This window comes from Ruegeria sp. HKCCD6428 (assembly GCF_013110595.1).
Lineage (GTDB): Bacteria > Pseudomonadota > Alphaproteobacteria > Rhodobacterales > Rhodobacteraceae > Ruegeria.
In genome coordinates this window covers 362,755-383,615 of the sequence record NZ_WVQX01000003.1, presented here as the reverse complement: position 1 = coordinate 383,615, position 20,861 = coordinate 362,755, and the positions used below count along the sequence as shown (strand labels likewise).

At 57.7% G+C, this 20,861-nt stretch carries 3 protein-coding genes; all 3 read left to right on the top strand.

The window, feature by feature from the left end:
* The first annotated feature begins 374 nt into the window (after positions 1 to 374).
* The 3 genes from GS620_RS10505 to GS620_RS10495 all read left to right on the top strand — a co-directional run bounded on the left by GS620_RS10505 (position 375) and on the right by GS620_RS10495 (position 20,731).
* Positions 375 to 2,102, top strand: a complete 1,728-nt coding sequence (locus tag GS620_RS10505) for a hypothetical protein (protein ID WP_171615695.1) — start codon at positions 375 to 377, stop codon at positions 2,100 to 2,102.
* A gap of 138 nt (positions 2,103 to 2,240) precedes the next feature.
* Positions 2,241 to 13,391, top strand: coding sequence for a hypothetical protein (locus tag GS620_RS10500; protein ID WP_171615693.1), 11,151 nt, complete (start codon positions 2,241 to 2,243; stop codon positions 13,389 to 13,391).
* A complete protein-coding gene (locus GS620_RS10495) occupies positions 13,388 to 20,731 on the top strand; it encodes a hypothetical protein (RefSeq protein WP_171615691.1) in 7,344 nt (2,447 codons plus the stop codon). Before GS620_RS10500 ends, GS620_RS10495 begins: the two co-directional genes overlap by 4 nt.
* Positions 20,732 to 20,861: the final 130 nt, after the last annotated feature.

Sequence of the window (20,861 nt, the reverse complement as noted above, 5' to 3'; positions counted from 1 at the left end):
AGTTATGGGAATTATACGATGCAAGCCGGAAGGAATTGTTAGGAAGTGATGGCAGTTTCAGGGATTTAGGTGCGGCTTATTCAGTGAAAGAATTGAAACAGCGCAGAATGGCTTACCAAACATTCTGAGAAGAGTGTTTTCGTGATATCAAGATGAAAAATCCTGCGGGTGGACTGAACCGACACTACAACATGAACGAGACATTCTGATCCTTCGCCTAGCCCGGCAAACCACTCAAGGTGAATTGCACAGAGGCCAAAATGGGGTTGGCATACACTTTCTACGTGTTAAGCTACACTTAACTTTTCGAAAGAAGGGGTTTTGCTCAAAAAACACCCTTCGCTTATTTGAGCCTTTTTTGGACCCGGTTTTTCATGGAAACGCTGGATATTATTGACACCAAATCATCAATTGAACAGATTGTCTGGTCTTATTCCGAGTTTTTGCAAACTGACACAGACCCGGATGAACTAAAGCGTTTTCAGTCCGTCCTGGCAAATATGCTGCTGCGCTCGTCACACAACGAATTGAAGCGCCACCCACGCCGCAATTTATCAGTTGAGAATAGCGAGGAACTGGCGCGACGCAAAAGCATGGAAACAGCCGTTCAGGCTGGTATCGCGGAAAGCCCACATCTTGTGCCGTTACCGAACGCAATCGCATTTTGGCCTGTGAATGCGAATGATAAGCCAATAAAGCTATCAAAAAAGCTGTACGGACCTCGACTTCGGCCAACCGCCCTCGAAGGGAAAAAGCCAAAATCGATTTTCACTTCAAAAGAAAACGCGCACCGCATCGGCTACTTTGAATTTGACGAACGCCCCAAGGACCTCCCCTTGGTGACATCGGCGATCGCAAATCCGCGATATCTGAAACCCAAGAGCAAAGCCAAGATACTTCCTGCTCTTGCCTTTGGAGCGATTGGTTTGATCTTGCTGGTCTTTTCGATGTCGGCTGTCTATGCAACGGGAGATTTGATTGGAGTCGCCCGAAATCAGATTTCGGATGCCGAGGCACAAGATGTTCAGAAAGAAAAACCTGAAAATTGGAGCAACTTGAGGGCTGCGCTACAAAAAAAGTGCAAGCCACCAAAAGGCAGCGCCAAAGGCCCCGACTTGGGTGGTTTGTGTAAAGCGAACGTACTGGACATAGACAGTTACGCAAAATGCATCACCGCGATGGCTCCTAGCGAAGAAAAGGAAGTCAGCGGCCTTACACCAGCCTGCAACGCAGTCTGGAGAGAAGCTTTGTTGCTGGCCGATACCAAAGAAGACCTCACGTCAGAGTCATGGGGCGGATTCTTCAATCGGGCAGCCGTCGGATTAGAGAGTCTACTGAGCTTCGCGCGGCTGACCAGCAAAGACATCAATGAATCCGGCGCACTATCGCTTGCGGCCTATGCATATTTATCGATGGTTTCACTTGTTCTTTTGGTTTGCGCCTTCGGGTATGGGATCAGCGGGCGATGGTGTGGGTTGGTCATCAGCGATCAAAACCGAATTTCACTGTCTCTATCGCAAATCACCGCCTGGTCAATCGTGCTGTTATCCAGCTATGCCGTATACGCCTCGTTCAACATCGGTTCCCGGCCCGGGTTTGGGACTGCTGATGTTTCCTTGCTGCCTGCATTGCCGGCCTGGACATGGGCTGTGATGGGGATCACAGTCGGAGCTCCTTTTGCCTCTTCCCTGATCAAGGGCAACGCGCCTGAAGGCTGGGAAGAGCATTTCGGTGCCGCCACCGATGCAACCGGGAAAAATTTTGAAGTCCGCGCCTTGGACAACCAAAACTCGGAAGAAGATGCGCGGCTTATTGATTTGATAACATCCGAACAGTTAGGCAAAGCTGACCATTTGGCGATCACCCGCGTACAGAACGTGGCTATCACCGCAATTTTGCTATTTACATACACCGCTTGGCTCGTGGGTTCGATTTCGGCGCTTTTGCCGAATGTCTTTCTGTCCGCATTTGCCCAGAACGAGGCAATTCTTTCCAGTTTCCCGGAACCTGATGCCACATTCACAGCGCTGCTAGCGCTCTCTCATGGGGCTTACCTTCTGGGCAAATTCCAACCTGCGGCGAAGGGCGATGCCGACCCGTAAAGCAGGGCGGTAATTTGAAACGAAACACTGCGTTTCGGGCCATATGGGCGCTGATCTAAGGCGCAAGCGTGGGGCTTGAGCCGCTACAGGGCATACCGTTTTTTGCCCGCGACAGACGATTGTTTGGGGGCATTAGCGATGACCGACGTTTCAATTCGACTAACCGATAATCTGGTCACCCTGTCGCTGATTGGCACGCAAAACGCCGAGAATGCGGACGTCGTGATCCGCGCGGTCAAGATCACCAAGGAATTTGACGGAAACACCGTCGAAGCGAACCTGGATCTTGCGACTGCGTTAACGCTGCCTGCCGCAGTGCTTGATACGACCGTCGAGCCCTACAAATTAAAGAATCCAACACAGGCGAACGATGCCAACGCTGCAGGTGCGCTTTCCCGAGTGCGGCAAGAGCTGGCCAAACGTCCTATCAACGTCACGCACAGCACTTTCTTTGCGCTGCCTGTTGGGACTGTTGCAAGCGGCGCCGATGTTGCCCTTGCCATTGGCGATGACGGCAAGATCACGATGCGGGCCCAGGCGAGCCTCGACATCACCGCGAAGGTGCAAGTTGCCCAATTTGCAAATGCGACCGTCGACGGGCGGCTGGATTTCGCGGTCAAGATCACAGAAGACGAAGTGCGCGCCACTATTGACATGATCATCCCCGACCAGCCTGAACTTGGCTTTTCCCTGCCAGAGTTCGCGTTTCCAAGCCTCTCTTTCGATGGCGTAAACTTTGGGGCTATCCCCAGCCTAAATACGCTGAACGCGCTGAAATTGCCGGTGCCGGATTGGCTGCCCGATGATCTTATCAAACTCTCTGGTGGCGCACCTTTCACAGGGAAAATTGACAGCAAAGACATAGTCATCACTACTGGGTCTGACGTGACAATCACGGTGGACAATCGGGCCGCCATCACCATCAAGAATTTTAAGGTCAAATACACCGACGGCGACGTCACAGTAGATGGCGCAGTCGAAACCAAGGGCGCTGTCGCGATTGACAAAACATTCCGATTTGGCGGCGCAAGCCTTCCGGTTCGAGGCGGCGCCCACATCGACGAAGCGATATTTGTAACCAGTGGTGACGAGGTCAAAATCACCTGGAAGATCGCGCGGCTTTGGCTTGAGACGACAAGCGATCCGGACACAAGGATCGCGGTTGCGCTCGATCTGATATCCATCACGCAGATCGCGGACGGTGCCACCAAATGGAGTCTGGCTAACCTAAAGATCTTGGATCTTGGCGGCGATATCCGCCTCCCTGAGATAGGCAAGATTGGCGGCAAGATTAGAATAAAGTTTGGCGTGCTTTGGAAAGATGCAGAAGAATTTCTGTCGCGGCTGTTGCGCATTCTTGGTGCGGTTGCACGCTGGCTAGGGGAAACTCTTGGCCCGATTCCGGGACTTTTGGCCGAGCTCGCCGAGACACTGGGCGAATTGCTGGCCGACGCGATCCTCGCGATCCTAAAAACGCTAAATGTTGCGCAGAACTATGTCACCCTTGAACTCAGGTTAGATGCAGCGACCTTCCGGCCAGAACAGATCGTCGTGACGATCAATGACCTGGAGGCAAATGAGTTCGAGATCGGCGATAGCTTTCTGGAACTATCCGGCGATCTTTCGATGAAGCCCGCGCTGATCCTCGACTTCGAGAACCATTGGCAGGGCTTGGCGCTGTTATCCGGCAAGGACACAGCGCCCAAGGCGACCCTATCCTCCAATCTGTGGATAGAGCCAAAGGCCGACAAAACAAGCAGCATTCCGCGTTTGAAGGATGGGCCAGAGGCAGACCCACTGCTAGCGATAACAGCGACACTGAACGATAACCAGAATATCGTTTTGGCTGCCGTCCAGCACGGCAAAGCGAAGTTCTTTCAGAGCTTTGGGGGCGAACGCGGCACCCGCGTAGACAAGACTATCGACGGCAACGCTTACGCGCTTAGCGAGATCGGGGACCTGACAGACCTCAAAGATCTTGCGCCGGGCAACGTTGACATCGACTTTGAAGCCGAGGCTTTGACAGACAAACTGCTCGCCCTGATGCCGCAAGGCCCTGCAAACGGAGGCGGCGCGTTCACGGAGTTTGAGCAGTATGTCCAAGTTGGCGAAGTCGATCCTGAGGTCAGTTTCCCCAAGATCGAGCTGAAGTTGCCGATCACAATCACTGTCGCCGAGATGAAGGCGGGGCCGGTGGATCTCAAACTCAGCCTTGATGTCTATACGATGCATTCCGAGTTGGAGGCCGGAGAAGAAGTTTTTATTGAAGGGACGTTCAACGAGTCCCTGTTTGGGATGAAGCTGAGGGGCAAGGCTAATAGAAGCAATCAGATGTTCCGGCTGTCATTCACTGATGGAGACACCTCACTTGCTTTGGCAAAGGGCGCATCGGTTGACGTAATATTTGACCAGCTTTCTGCTAGTGGCACTCCACTGACGCTTAGCGCGACCGAGTTCGGAATAGGACGCGGGGGGCTGGACCTCGTGGCAGAAACGACCAATACGCCGGTACGCCTTGCCGGATTGGACCAGCCGTTTCGCTTCACCAGCGGCTCGATTTTTATCCGCAGAGGAGAGCTTCAAGGCGGTACAATCTCTGGCAGCGGGCCGATGCCGCCCGCATTGATCGGGGAAGCCAACGCTGAGATCGATATTGTCTTTGGCCGGCGCAACCGAAGGCTCGTCGTTACCTCCGCCAACGCCAAGCTCGAAAAAGAGGGCGAACCTCTTTATTCCACTGGGACAAAGTTCAAAGTAACGCTGGACGCGCTTGGCCTGTCGTACAGAGAGCCAGAGTTCGGACCGGTTCAGTTCTTCTTCCAGCTTTGGGGATCGGCCAGCTTTGAACCTGCGTCAGGAGAGTTCGACGGCGGTATGCTGAAGAACATTCGCTCTGTGGCGATTAAGCTGGACGGTGCCCCGCTGACTGGGGACGGGCGCGAACTAGTCAAGCACATCTCTTTCCTAGTGGAGCTTGATCCACCGTTACAGGAATCTCTATTTGATATCTTCGGGTTCGAACTGCGAGGGATCGCCTTCTACCCCGCCTCTAAGAGCTGGCCAGATACGCCGCCTGCGATCGGCTTGTCTGGGCAAGTGTCCTTCCTAGAAGCTGGCGACGTTGTGTCGTCCGAGATAGACTTCCACGAACTGTTGCTGGCACCACCTGAGCCTGGTGGATCGATCCCCCTGCCCCGGATACGCGCCGACGGGTTGTCTGTCTTGCTGAGGGTCGGCGACATCGCGCAGGTCGAAGCCTCTGCTGTCGCTGTCGATGGCACCATACCCACCCTCTATGCCCCAGTTGCGTTGCCAGCAGATGTCACAGCGGATGGGTTCTTAGCCTCGGGGCGGATCGACATATCAGGGCTGGGCGCCTTTGGCGGTGCGATGGGCTTTCTCGAGCTTCGCCGGGAAGGCAACCCGCAGGTCAAAAACGCGATGTTCCTATACGGTCAGGCTGAAAAGCTGACAGAGCGGATCGACACACCGATCGGACCACTCTTTATCCGCGAGGCGGGTTTTGGCTTTGGCAAGAATTACACGCTTTCGGCGATGGCGGCAGCCGACCGCGCGCGCTCACCCCGCGAATTGGTCAAAGTACTGGACGAAGTCTCGAAGGTGCAAGGCAATCTTACGAACTTCAACGCCTGGACGCCACAATTCGACAAGGATGCCATTACGATTGCGCTGCGCGGTATGATCTCCCTCACCGCGACATCCGCAAGCTCTGCCAGCTATGACGCAAAAGGTGAGAAGGAACTCGCCAACCCCTTGTTGATGGATATCGTTCTGGGTCTGCGCACAGACTTTACCTTCTTTGCAAATATCCGGGGGTGGTTGGCCACAAACTACAACGATTGGTTCATCGCCAGCAGCAGCGCGCCCTTCAAAGAGCGGCCAACCCTGCGCGGATATCTATATTTCTCAGTGCCGCGCAAAGAGCTATTGGCGCGTTTCCTCTCTGACCCAACGGGCATGATTGGCAATCACCCGGAATTGGACAAGAACCTTGTTAAGGCGATCCAATCCACGCGCTTTGCCGCAACCTTGTACATCCGACCAGGCCTGTATCACTGCGAGTTCGGCTGGCCCTATGAGCTTGGTTTCACCATGGGCAACCCGGGTGGGAACTTCCACCTTGACGTCTCTGGCGGCCTGGTTCTTCGGATCGAGGACGCAACGATGCTTTATGGTCTGGCCTTTAAGGCGTCGGGCCATTTGCTGTTCGGCGGGACCGTCGGCAATGCGAATTTCGGCGCCAGTGCAACGGCCCGGGCCGATTTCCTGTTGGGCGCGAAATTTATCGCCTATATCGCGCCGCTCAACCCCAAAGACACGCTGTTTTACGGCGAGATCTACCTGAATCTCTCGCTGCGGATCAGCGTGAACATTTGGATGTCGTTCAAGATTTTCCGCAAGCGGTTCACCCTGCGCATCGGCTTTTCAATCGGGCTTACGATCTCTGTCTCGGCCGAAGTGGTATTGTCTGGTCAAGGCGTCGGAGCAAAAGTTCACGCCGCAGTCGGGGTCAGCGGGTTCGGCCGCACCCTTTCTGTTGGTGTGGGCTTTTCTTTCGGCGACTCAAAGCTCGCGGCCGCCCGGGCGCGCGTCGCACGTTTCATGGACCTCGGGTTGGGTATCGACCCCCCCAAGGAAGAGACGCTTGCCGCCCCTGCCCCCGCGCCAGAGGTCAACCGCGCTCGCCGCGCGCAGGATGCGGACACGCGGCTTGACACGCCCGTCTCGCAATTGCCGAGCACGCCGCCGCCAGACCCAAATCCTGACCCGGCTACAAACATTCCCGGAGTGAAAATCAAGAAAACCGACTTTTGGGCTTTGCTCTTCTCCGGTGGCACGGATGACAATGGCAAGAACACCTATTTGATGATGCTGGTGCCCCGCGACGCCTCTGGCAACCACAAACCTGAGTCGACGTTCTTCGCCGAACCGTTCCAAGTGATCGCCGGTGCCGATAAGATCAAACATGAACGCAACGCGACCTTCGACTACCAACTGACACTGTCGAAAAAATGGAAAGGAATTCAGCACGTCACGCGCGACGCAGACCGATTTAAGCTGACCGCGTTGAATGCCGGCACACACGAGTTGAAGGCCAATTTGGACCTTTCGGTGGGACAATCAGAACATGGGGCCATAGACCTGAACGCTCTGATGGCCGAATGCTTTCTAGATCCAATCGTCGCCAAGGAATTCCCATATACAGAACCTCTGATCGTCAAACACGACGCCGCGAACCGCCTGGATCAACCCTCTGCCCGCGACCAACGGGTATACCAAGCCACACGGAATTTCAGCGACGCACAGATCGCCGCCTCACTGGCAGCAGAGGAGAAACGAAGCGCTTTGATAACACAGGCCGGTGAAAGCGCCTTTGACATGGCAGCAGAGGCCCGCAGGCGACGTGGCGCGCCTGTCAACGACAAGTGGGCGCAAGCCGCCGGCGACCTCGCAGCACCGGATTTCGGACTGACCTTTGTGGTCACAGAGGACCACATCAAGAATGGCGATCTCTCCGACGGCGCACAGTTTTCCATAGAGAAGCGGATTTGGGAAAACGACGCTTGGACAAAAATCCGGGGCACCGTGACGCTGCTAAACCACCCCGACGCCTCTTACGAGGAGCAGCAACCTCGGCTGGATGACGACCGGATCGAAGTGGATCAGGATGGCTTTAAGCTCTTGTGGGATTTGGAGCCCGCCTTTGGGTCATCCGAGGATATCGGCTTTGAAAATGACCCAGAAACCATGCTGGCTCATTATCGGATCGAGCGCAGTTTTGAGGGCTCCATCATCCCATGGATAGCTGAATTCCAGACACGGACTGCTACGCCTCTGCAATACACGAACGAAAGCGGTGTTCTCACCACAAGCCGCCAACGCGCGCGCATGCATCTGTGCGATGATTTCAGCCAGGGCGATGTGCCCGAAGACCTAAGAGCCTTGTTGATCGGCTCGCCCATTCCTTCTAAGCGCAACCCTGTCGATGTCTGGGCAGAGGCATTTGGATCAAAAGAGGCGGCCAGCGTTGTCTATAAGATCGTCGCGGTGGACCTCATGGGCACCGAGACGCGACAGCGCGTATTGGAGCGCCCTTTAACAAAGCCCGCGCCGCGCGCCCCGGCCCCGCTGAACGCCGAATTGCTGGTTGAGCATCAAGAAGGAATGCCGGTCCTATCGGAAATCGACTCTGCCGTGGTCCCGCTTCCGCATTTGGAACTTGCGATCGATTTCGCCAAACCGAACGACTTTGAGGATGGGAAGGATTCGGTGTTTCAGCTTCGGGTCCGCACATTTGCGCTGCGCGGCGGCGGACAATACGGCGCGGATGCCCTGGACGACAGTCAAAATCGCCCCGGGCAGGCGGATATCGACAGCTTTCACGACGGTTTGGACACTGACCTGTTCCTGGTTCCGCTCGGTTCCGACGGACAGGGACAAGGAATGCAGGTGTCGCTGCGCTTCCAGCCCTCGGGCTCTGACGATGCGGACGAAGAAGTTATTGAAACGCGACATTTCCGTGTTCTCACGAGCCGGAATTCGATATTGGAACTGCAAAGCGAGGAACAGGCGCACCGTGCAATCGCCGAGGCCTTGCGGGTGCCGCTGACGCCGACGCCTTCCGATCAACTACGTGCTTGCCGTGTCTTCCTTCGCAATCTCGGGCGAATCGACATAAGCGAAGAAACCGCACTCTCAGGACCCTGGCTGACAGTGCAAACGCAATTGGTTGTGCGGCCCACGCCTAAGGAGAGCGCGAAAAACAAGCCGCTCAACTATTCGGCAACGGTAGAGCTCCTTGAGACCCCGCTGAGCATTCCGTTCCTCGCCTTGCAACAAGACCAGATCGAACGCGCCGCCGGGCGGTTGGAGTTGGTCTATCCCGAGGCGGAGATCTCTTTGGAGGAATTCCTGAACCCAGAGATCGAGCACCGTACCTTGCGACGGCTTGATCCAGAGCTACGTTCGGGGATCCGGCTGGATTTCAACGCCTCTGCGGCGCAACTCTCCAATGATGACAAAAGCCAGATGAATGGACTTGTTGCCGGGTTCGACATTTTTGAGGCAAGTCCGTCGCGCCTGCGGATGCGGAGCGAAGCAGAGATCGGCGTCACCCGGGACGCCGTTGTCGAAGATGCGAGCAAACGCGCCACCGTCAAGGTTCTGCCCCGCTCGCTGGCCGGGCTTTTCCCGGACAAGCTACCGGATTTCCGGAACCTGGAAGTCCGCTATCCCAGCGAGACCTGGCGCACCGATCCCGAAAATATGGGCAATCGGCCAAGGGCGCGTTGGTACTCGGACGCGGAATCGCTCGTCGCCTTCCCCGAACGTCGCCTTAGGCTATCGCTGTTCCCGACCACTGAAGAAACGTTGATCTCGGCCCTTCTAGATGAATTTCTGGCCTCCGAGATCACCGTTTCCGTGCAACCTGTCGCATTTCCGCCAGATATCAAAGCGCAGCCAGGTAAGACAAAGATGGAAACCTGGGCCTCTTACTTTGAGCTAGAATCCAAGCCGGATTTGATCGCCGGAACCGAGCAAACACCAGAGTTAAACACGCCCAGTCCCGGTGGCGGCGCTGCAATGACCCTGTCTTCCGCCGAAGATTCCGGTATTAAAGCCTCTGAACTTCGGGCGATGCTGCGTGGCCTTGTTCTGAAGAATAGTCCGGATCTACACGAGCACTACCGCGCTTGGCGCAGAGGTGGCTCGAACCCAGACGCGGCGGACGCATATCGCGTACGTGTCAAGATCACAGCGCAGGAGAAGACTGGCGCAACACCGCGCGCAGAGACCATCGAAGTCAATCTTGCAACGCAGTTGCACCCTGTGATCGCCGACACGCTGGACGCGCTCAGCTACAAAAAGATCGACCGCACGGGCGGTACTGCCTCTGCGGGGCAAGTCTACCGCGCCTATGAGGTGGAGCTAGAGCCCGTGCCACCACAAGAAACCAAAGGCTTTGACGCATTGCTGGACGGCCACAGTCCCAGCAGCGACCCCTATGGCTGGTCAGCGCTGCGCGCCTTTGGTCTCGCGGCCGGATTCCGCGTCTATGACATTGACGCCGCACGCTTCTTGATCGGCAAGGAACTGCTTGCGCATGTGAACACCTGCTTCATGGGAGCCCTGGACCGTTATGCTGCAGAGGGCGTCGACCTCGGCCACCCCAGTGTGGAGCTTGTGGACCTGCCAGAAACCTTTATGGGGCTTAGTTCCATGGATGATCGCAGCATCTCTGAATCCGAGGATGCGAAGCGGATCCTTCGGGGCGACACGGCGATCCTGCAGATCGGGCTCAGGCCGCGGGCCGCGCAGCAGCGCAAGCCGGAGAAACCGGAAAACGGGAGCACTTATCAGCCAGATCACGACGTGAAGTACCTCGTCGTGACGCTCGAGGACCCAATGGCGTTGCAGGGCGCGCCTGTGGATCCTTCTGTGACCTTCCCCGATGGTTTCATCTTCGACACTGTTGGCCTGCCGGACGCCGACGGGCTGGGCGCCACACGATATGCTGCGGATGCCACGGCAACGCGCGTCTTTGGCGAAAGCTCGGGCATCGCTGCTGGCGTGACGGTCAGTCTGGACCGGTTGCGCGCGCTCCAGCCAAGAGACGTCTGTTTTGTTCTACGGGCCACGCGGATCGATCGGACAAAGAAAGTCGGACCCGGCCACCCGGATCTGAAGGCGCTGCAAGATGTTGGGCTAGACGTTGGAGACTGGCACGCACATCCGGTGCTTGACGGCGCGCCCTCACCCGCATTTGAGACCTTCCCGGCGCTGGACCCCGTCATGGCGGCGTTCCTGCAAGCTCGGCGGCCAGAGTGGCATCCGATCACCCCGCTCGAGACGTTACTGGAATGGCTGCCACCGGATCACCTTCCAAGTGCGGATTTGGCGATTGGCGATGTCACCCAAAGCCGCACTCGCTTGGAGACGTTGGTGCCGCTCGTGGCCCGCGTGACCGCATGGACGGCACGGTTCTTACCGAATGGCGCGGCACAAGTTGCAGAGGACAGCCTTGGCGCGCCCAAAGCTATCGTGGCTTTCGCCGCTTTGACATCGGAGGAAAGCTACGCCCGCGTGCCCGATGGCTATGGCCGCGTCAGCGCCTTTTTCATCGATCCCGCGCGCTTGGGCCGAGAGCATTTCTTTGCCATCCGCCCCTATGGCCGTTATGCGAGTATCGAGACCATGGTCTCAGGTCTTGGAGAGCGGCCCATCACGCTTGAAGGTGGGTTGCCGGACGCGTGGCAAAACCACTGCGTTGCCGTATCGCTCGACCGAACGAAACCGCCGGAACCCCCGGCGATCCTGGCAGCTCGGAAGTCGCCCGTTCAATCGCGCAATGGTGCCACCGGTATCGAGGTTGTCATCGCTCGGACGGCAGATCAGATCGCGTCCGAGGCGAACTTGGACGCCGAGCGGGCATTGCAGGCTGCATGGACGGGTCTTGAGTTTCGCGCTCATTATCAGGGGACCGAGCTTGCCCGGACATTGCTGAACGATGCCAATTTTGACCCCTTCGACGGCTTTGAAACAGCCGAGTTCCAACCTGCCTCCGACAATCCAAATAAAAATGTGCAAGTCTTCACTCCGGAGGAGCTGAATGACCTGCGCAGCGTTGCTCCTGACGCATGGCGCGGGGCCATCCGTTATGACTTATCAGGTCTGCCACATTTCTTCGAGACCGCCGCCTTGGTGCACCAATCCGCAGGCGCAGTCGTCTCGGACATTTCAGCAGCGCCCCTGCCGCGATCGGGGCGGAAGCCAAGCTTCCCGCCATTCTCCGAAGACGCCCCGGAAACGGACCCCCGGCTTAGTGTGGCCTGGGGCATCGCCGATCGGCCTGTCTGGTCGATCACGCACGAGATCGAGTCAAGCGGCGAGGTCACTGCCCATGTCGCGTTCGACCTGCCGATGATGCGCAATCTGGATCTGATGCCGGGGCGGGATCTGTTGGCCTGGACCAATGGCAAGGTCGAGTCTGCCGGACCAGTGTATTTCTTGCCGGATGTGAGCACCAGCTACCGGATCTCGACCGACTCGGCTGATCTTGGCGCGACTTTGCCGCAGATCGATCTGCTGCCCGCGCGATCCGCTGGAGACGCTGATACGTTGTACAGCGTCAGCCTTGCTGGGGACAGATTTGTCGGCACCGTCGGCGGTAACGCCACGGTGGTGGCGCAAGCCGGGTCCAACAAGCAAAACTGGCGGCTTCAAATCTCCGTCGAGGTGCCAGGTCGTGTGGCGATCCCAACAGAGCCGGTCTTGCCCGCCGTGACGCTGCCGGACACGGCTGCGTTCACAGTGCTGCCAACTAGATTTGACGCGGGACGTTGGGCGAATTGGTCCCCAGTTAGGCGCTTTGCCTTCACCGTGCTGGCACCCGATCCGGACGCCATCTCGCGAGTTGTCGCAGCCCTAGAGCCGTTCAAAGCGGCGGCCTCTGTCGAAGCACTGATATCGGATCTGCAAGATGCGGACCTTGCCGCCGGGGACCGGATCGAAGCAATGCTGCCGCTTGGCCTTGCAAAGCTGGACTTGCCGCCCGCGCTCAGTGACGCCCCAGCCGATTATGGCGCGTTCTCCTTCCCAGACAATCTAGACCCGCTGGGCCTGAGCGACGCGGACGTGGCGCAGTTCATGACCTATGCTAGCCAGTTGGATGCCGGTTCAAGGGACATCGCAATTGGTCTTCTGGAGGATTTGCAGGACATCTGGGCCGCGACACGCGAGGTCAGCCACACCCGTCTTGGAGCGACCTATGTCGCGACAAAGATAACTCAACCGCAAGGGCCGATTGATGCGCCCTTCGCGCATTTCCGGATCGTCCAGTACAGTCGGGCAGACGAAACCGTGCTGACCGCGAACAATTTGCAAGCGTTGATCGGCGCGGTGCAAGCTCTGACGGATACGGATCGCTTCGTCATTGGCACAGCCGTTCGCGCATTGCGGCAGGTCGTGCCCGATACAATGCCTACTGTGACTCTACCTCTGGCCATCGGCACCGCAGCGCCGACTGTGGCAGAGCTAAAGGAGGTGCCAGCAGTTTCCGCGGAAGAGGAAACCTTCGCAGGAGTACATTGGCTGCCCGATTCGGACGCTCTTTCTGCGCTAAGCAAACGCAACGCTTTGAAGGTCACCTATTTCCGCATCGCCAAGCGGATGATCTTTGGCCAGCAGTCACAGGTTCGACTGACAGGCTTCGCTGGAAGCGATGGCGCGAAGAGCGTCAGCATCGACCAAAAAGGAGACCAGCTATGACCCTTTTGCGTAGAATACGAGTGGTTGGTCCAAGCGCTGACGGTAAACCGCTGTGGAAGCTTGAAACTGATGTCGTCTATGGCGGACACGGAACCAAGCAGGGTCGCGTGGTAGACAACGTCGCTACTCTACGCGGGCTATCGTTGTCAAACGCATCGCAGGTCGTCAAAAACAAGAAAGACGGCGAGACATATAACGTCAATGCTCCAACCCTGTTACAGGCCAAACAGCGGTTTGAAAAGGGACGTACGGCTCGGATATTTGATCCAGTTTACCCTTCGACAATCTTCAACCTTAAGGGAGAAGATGAGAGCGAAAACGATCTCTTTTTGGCGGCGCCCGAGGATTGGCCAGATACCGAAATTCACAGCGGCGGGACACCTGAGATCACGACACCTGACATGCGTTGCGTTGCCGGTTCGATGGATCTGCGCCTGCCTGCAAAATCCGGGTTGGCACGTTTATTGAACTACAACGCTGGCACGCACAGCGTTTTCTCAGGAAACACGCTCAGAAATAGCAAGGCCGAAGGGTTGAAAGTCACATTGGTCCCAGAAGGGATCGAGATCGACTTGTGGATGCCCAACCCGTTGAAAGACCTTCCCACAGATCCGGCGGGGGGCGGCGCACAGACTGTCGCCTCGCAAATGGAAGTCATTCCGGTTCGCATCCGACTCGAATGGACAGACCAAGGCTATATTGCGCGACTTGTTGGCGTTCATACCAAGGCGATGGCCGTGACGGATGTCGATCTGATGAAAGAATTCGCGAATGCAATCTTGGCTTTGAGGAACGTCAGTTCCCCTATCTTGGCCGAGGTCGACACGCGCTGCACGCTGCCGCCTTTCTCCTGGCGCCTAGATCAAGACCGTTGGGCGCTGCACGTGCGGGCGCAAGACGGCAGCGGGGACGATTGGCGGATCAAGCTGGACCCGGATTTGATGGTTGTGCGGCTGGAAACAGATACCGGGTTCGCCTCGGGCCAAAAGGCCATAGCACGACTTGATCTGGACCAGCGCGCTTCGGAAAGCGGCGTCTCGCCCCGGTTGGACCTGGTGAAGAACGGGGCCCGCACCATGCTGCGGTACGCGCTGAAAAAGGATGGCGCGCCCGCGCCGCTGCTCGTTGCGCATTACGGCAAATCAGCCGAAGGCGCGTTCGCGTTCTCGCATCTTGCAACGCGCGAAGGGCTGCCGACCTATACACCGCTTAAAGAGGCCGCAGACCGGCGGCAACAACCGAACAACCGCACGCAAAACGTCATCCTTCCCGTCGGGTCCGGCACGCTGCAATTGCAATGGGAACCGCCGCAAAAGGAAGAGGTCCCAACCGGAGTCGCCCCACCACGACGGTCCACGCTGCAAGGCAATTGCGTGTTTCTGGTGGACGCACAGAAAGATCTTCAGGGCTATGGCCGCCCGGATACCGCCCGTTTCGTGGTTGAAGTGAATGACGCCGGCCAGACTGAAGCGGCGATCACCTGGGAAACGGGCAACGCGGTCGAGATTACGCTTGGCTTTGACGGGGTTACGGGGGCTTTGCGCGCTGCACTTTGGACAGCGGAAGAGGCACCGACACCTGACCGGCTTTTGCCAACAGGACGGCGCGACCCTGCCAGCTTGCACGAATTGACGCCGATTTTTGGGGCGGTCCCAGAGCAGAACAGCACGCTCACGTTTACCCAAGACACCAATGGCCAGGCGCCATCCGCGCAGTGGCAACTGACCCTCGACCATGACACCCGAACGCTGCTTTGGACCACGACAGAGGGGCTGCCGCTGGTCACGGCGGCGCCGATGCTGGCGGCGGGCGAAGGCGACCGCCCGTCCGAGTTGCGCAGCCTTGTGCCGGTGAGTCTTGGGACCCCCCTAGTCCTAAGATCTGGCCACAGCGCGCTGATGGATTTGGCAACTGCCCCCGACGGAGACACCAATTTTCCTTGGCCCTGGGCGACTCCGACATCCATGGCAGAATGGGGGCCAGTAAGCGTACAGATGGTCTCTCCAGTTGCGCCCGGGCTCGACTATGCGGTAAGACCCGGCAGTCTGCCGACTGCCGCATCCACTGAGGTGTCGATGCGCTTTGACCTTCCTATATTGGACGAACTGTTCGCTGGTGTCAGTGCTGAAGAGCTCAAGCAAGACGACAAAACCCTGACACCTGTGCCCCAGGCGGCGATTTTCGGCGTGCTTGACTTTGACGAGATGGCTCGATTGTGGACCGAACGCAGCTTCCAGCTTGCCGCCACACGCACGCAGGACGCGCGGGCTACGGGGTGGGCCCCAATAGGCACCTCAGTTCCGGGCCCGATTAAGCTTGCAGCCCCATACAACGCGAATGCCACGGTGCGCTTCACACAAGACTATGATCTCACTCAAGGCAGCAAGATCCGCTTCGGCGGCTACCTTCTAAAATGGGACAGCGAAGCCACTCCAGAGCTGTTCAGTGGCGAGAAAGCTTTGCTTGGCCCTATGCAGGAAAACGGCGACAAGCCTTTGCCAATCAAAATCGAAGCGGGAACGCTACGCCCGACCCAAGACTCTGAAGAACCGGACCTTATCATCGCCGGGTTTGCGCCAGATGCCTACCCCACGGATATCGGCTTGGCAGATACGCGCGGCACCTCCATGCACGCCGCGGTCAATAAAATCGACGGTGGGATCAAGCGCGCCGCGGGTTTTCTTGCGAAAGCAAATGAAGACACGTCTGAGATCGCGCTTTTCACACATGACAAAGCCCTAGAGGTCACGGGGTTCGGGGATGACAAATCGATAAAATTCTGGGTACGGGACCTGCCACTAACGAATGGCGTTTTTGACGCCAGAACCAACCCATTTGAAGGGAGCATCGGCCCCGACGCCAGTTCGTTCGAGGCGGCGGCCTTGCAGACCTCGCTCTATGAATGGCGGTTCTTTGATGATCTGGGCGAGAGCCAGCCCCTGAACTTTCACATTCGGCTTGGTGCGCTAGACCTCGCACCGTTACGACTGTTGTCTTACACTCCCGGCGGGGACGCGTTTCTTCTGATGCGAGCGTCGCTTGCCCTATCGCAAGCGACGGAGCGCCGCCCGGAGGCGCCCTACGAAACGGGGCCGCTTCTGGTGATTCAGCTAATGACGACGCCCAATGGAATGGCTTTGAAGCAGGTCGCTGCCGTGCGCCTTAAGCCGCGCAAAAAACCCGAAGACTCGCTGTTTGAAGGGCTCTATGACGTGCAAGGCGGCACATTACAGCCGACCGGAGAAAAGCTGCGCTTCGACTTTGAAGCCGATCTAACGGTGGATGTCGCGGGCAAGCGGGACGAGACCGTCGCGCGCCTTGCCGTAAGCCTCACGGGCACACCAACCACCGAGATCGACGGGTCCGTGCTCGAGGACGTCACGCTTGAGTTCGACTTTTTGGACCGCCAACTTGTGCTGACGGTCGCAGAGGAGGCGCCGGGGCATTATCACTACGACGCGCCGAAGGCGACGCCCGACGCTTCGGTCTGGATCCAAGAGGCAGACCTGAAGCGCGATGCCGCCAATTGGACGCTCGATCTCTCGCTGGGAGCTCAGGCCTCGCTCCGGCCCGGTGGACCGGTTGTGCTTTGCCGCGCACCCGACGGGCTGACATGGCTGGGTCTGGGCAAAGTTGTGCCAACACGCGTGCGAGTGGATGTCGAGCGCGCCAGCCTTTGGATTGAACGCGAGGATATCGCGGCAGATCGGCCAAGCTTTGCCGAACCGATCAGCGGGATCGCGTTCGAGACCATTGAAGCTCTACACTATAGCGCGGCTCTGGCCCTCGACGTCACCGACCGGACGAAGACAGCTCCAGTCTGGGGCATTCAGACGGCAACGATCCTGGCAGAGGTGACCGGAGGGCGGACAACAGAGATCGGCCAAGTCCCCGACACGCAAACGAGGACCGAAAGCCTATCGCTGCGCAGTCACACCACGTGCCGGAAAGGCAACTGGCAAAGCCGCGTAAGCTTGGACCGACATATCACTGAAACGGTTGACGCTGGGACCAAAAGGGATGTGTTCGCGTTTCAGACCAGCGGGATAGCCTGGGACCCCGAGGCAGTCTCTGTGACTATGCCAACAGGCACCAAGGCCCGCTTTCGGTCAAGCACAGTCACGACGAAACGGACAGCGCCCTATCAACACGCGGTCAGCATCAGCCTGCGTGACCACAGTCTTCCGATTGACGCGCTTGAGGCAAACTCAGGGCAGGTTCTGTTGACGCGTTCGCTTCAGATGCGCCTGCAAGTTCGGCATCGGTTGGTACGCCAGGGTTTGCTGCACAGGGAATGGCGGACCGTAGAGATTGGTGTTCTGACCAGCCAAGCGCTTTGGCGGAATGAACTCACCGGTCGGTTTGTCTTTGGACCGCGATATGTCTCGACAAATGCCAAGTACCGTGACCCGGCCAGCCTGCGGCCACAGGCTCCGGGGATCGGCGGCCGCGCTGCCATACTCAGCGGCTTTGACGATGGCGTGCTACTGGACAGGCTTGATGGCGAATCGACGCAATTGCTGCTTTTGGGAGGCACGCCGGGGTTGCTGAATAATGGCGAAGATATGCTTCTGTTTGGTCTGCCCTGGGTGATTAGTTTCGATGCTGCCAAACCCTTGCCTGAGCCCTTGGATGCGCTGATGCAATTCTCAGGAAGTACAATGACATGGAAAGCCGCGCAATTTGACAGTGCGGCGTTTTCCGTGCCGTCTCGGTCGACGCCGTCTTCGGTGTCGATGCCGTCAAACCTGCTGTCGGGCGACGACATCGAGAAGTTCATGCTCGCGCAAAAGACCTCGCCCTCCGGGTCTGTTTCGACGCGCCTTCTGGCCCGTATGACCGAACAGATCTACATCGAACCAGTCGGATGGGACGACCAGATCCCCACGTCAGACTGGCCGTTTTTCCTGAAGGCATTGATTGGACTGCAGGCCGCACTTGACGAAGACCCAGAGCAGTGGCGCATCACGTCCCTGAGTACAGCGTCGCCGAACGACGTTCGGCTGCTTGATCTCCCCAGCGAGAATACCGAAGTCAACTTGCCAAAACCTGCAAAGCGGAGCGAGATCAGGCTTCTCATCTTCTCGGTCGATGGGGACATCAATTGGTTTACGTTGGATCTTCCGCCCGGGGTGTCTGACCTTGAGACGCTTCCCGAACGATTGGGACCCGCTCGGCAGATTGAACTTGCTTTGGCGCGGGATGCAAGCCTAAGGCTTGCTGGCTTTGCCGAACTTGGGGCTAACTTTGATGAACAAGTCAACGCGAACCTAGTGGGCATGGCGCCGATCGCCCTGCCGGACAGGTTTTATGATTTCGGGCGGGTCACAGAGCGCGCACTCATCGATCGCGGCACACAGATCTACGCCTCTGCAGCTCTTGGATGGCCCGGATCCGTCGCGCATGCTGCCCCCAGCGCACAGGCTATGGTGGGCGTCGCGGATGCACCCGTTGTGTCGAAGCAGGCGGGCCTGGCCGCTCGTAGCGCGGTATTGTCCAGTGGCGCGGCTGTTGCACTGGGTACTGAGACGGGCCGCTACTTGGCAACACAAAGCCGCTCGGTCTACGAACACGGAGACGGCTACGCCTCAGCCACATTGCCCGCCCCGCCAGCGCGACACCTGTCGCTCTTGCCACCGCGGGTACGCACGCCGTTGTCAAAGCGCCGAACGGAGGCTTTGAAGCGGCTGCTAAGCACCACAGGAAGGCTGCCGCCAACAATGGCGGTTATCCCGCCCGCTTTTAGTCGGGGATATATCGGCGCGCGCCCAGGCACGTTGCATACATTTGCTGACGCGGTGCTGACCGACGGCGCGGATGGCCCGGCCACTGTCGCCGGTGTCCCTGAATTTGGGCGTGCAGCCGTTCTATCACCGGTGATGGCGCGCCAGTTGCGCACGCCCCGCTCCCCCGCTTTGCCGCTAGACGATACATTCGATCCAGAAATACGTCGCCGCACGTTTGTTTCAGCCGCAGACAACTTGGACGACAAAGACAAGACGGTGTTGATCCGCGACGCCGCCGCTACGATGTGGCGCCTTGATCAGACGCGGTTCGTTCTGGATTTGTTGACAAGATCAATCAACCCGGTAGACGTCCTGACCGCCATCGAGAGCGGCAAGAGTTTTGAACTTTGCCTTGCGCTGTCTCATAAGGGCCCCGAAGACGTAATGACCGCCCTTGCCCAGTCCGGGTTCTTGGAAAAATCGGACCCGGATGGCACAGCTACCCTGCGCGCGTGGATATCAGTGGGCGCGAAAAGGATGTCAGCGCAGAGCATGAGTTGGAAGCCATTAGAGCAGCAGAGCGACGACGCGTTGTCTATAATGCTGGCCTTTGCAAATCTGGACCTCACGCACCTCTTGGAAGAGCTTCGCGATCCCGACCCTGATACCCCAGCCCAGCTTCATTTTTACTTCTTCGGCCCGGGCGATGCGGACAAAGCATTCGAAAGGGACGGCACCGCAATTATCGCGGCAGCGGATGACGACAAGCTAACAGATGGTGTGCCGACCACGCTTTCTTTGCCGATTGGGCGCAAACCGCTGGGCCGGCCCACCCCGAACATTCGGCGTCGCACATATATCTTTGCCGACCCAGCCTTTGATCGGGTGCTGTCCAGCCCCGGAAAAAGCTCTCCTATCGTCCGAATGGGTCAAGACAAGGCTACGGTGCTTGCGGTCGATCGTACCGAATATGATCTGACCCAAACGCTCTATTTTGCCTTTGGTTTTTTGGCCGATGGCGAATTCAAGCATGATCCTGAGCTGGTGGGAACATTGACCCTAAGCCTCAAGCGCCAGCCAGAGCCCGGGGTCGATCCAGAGGCGGTTGGTCTGACAATCGAGGATTTGAAGACTGATGCCGAGCTTCTTGCCTCTGGCAAGGCATACGCGCTTCCGCTCAGCCGACTGAAGCCCAACGACGATGGGGCGCCGCCTACGGCAGGAGACCAATTGGAGGTCGAGATCGCCCTAGACGCGAACGGAGAGAAAAAGACTGTTGGGATAGAGTTGTCGATTGCCGAGAAAGTCACTGATCCACGCCCTGCCGCTGTCTATTCGGCAGTAGGACTGTCACAAGAGCTACAACCGCGCACACTTATACACGCTGCCGCCCCCGCTCCCGATCGGATCGAATTCGTAGAGTTGGTTAAGGACTTGGCCAGTGGACATATCCGCAAGAAGGCCATCTTTGAATGGCACGAAACCGACCTTGCTGACGCGCCCGACTCAAAGTGGCGCACGCTGACCAAGACTGATCGTTCGGGCGGCGCACAGCTCCCAAGTCGCTTGGAAGACTTCACACCTCCGCTGTCTGTGGACGACTTGACACCATAAGCGACAACCTCAACCAGACGGGGCAACGTTGCAGTTATTGTTGCAAATTGATGGGTTTATTGCGGAAAAGCATGGTATCCTCAATCGAAGAAAAAGGAGTACTACCAGTGGCAAAATCGCTCGGGACTAT

Excerpts from the sequence above, each read along its gene's own strand:
- GS620_RS10505 (WP_171615695.1), top strand. The coding sequence starts at position 375 with ATGGAAACGCTGGATATTATTGACACCAAATCATCAATTGAACAGATT.
- GS620_RS10500 (WP_171615693.1), top strand. The coding sequence starts at position 2,241 with ATGACCGACGTTTCAATTCGACTAACCGATAATCTGGTCACCCTGTCG.
- GS620_RS10495 (WP_171615691.1), top strand. The coding sequence starts at position 13,388 with ATGACCCTTTTGCGTAGAATACGAGTGGTTGGTCCAAGCGCTGACGGT.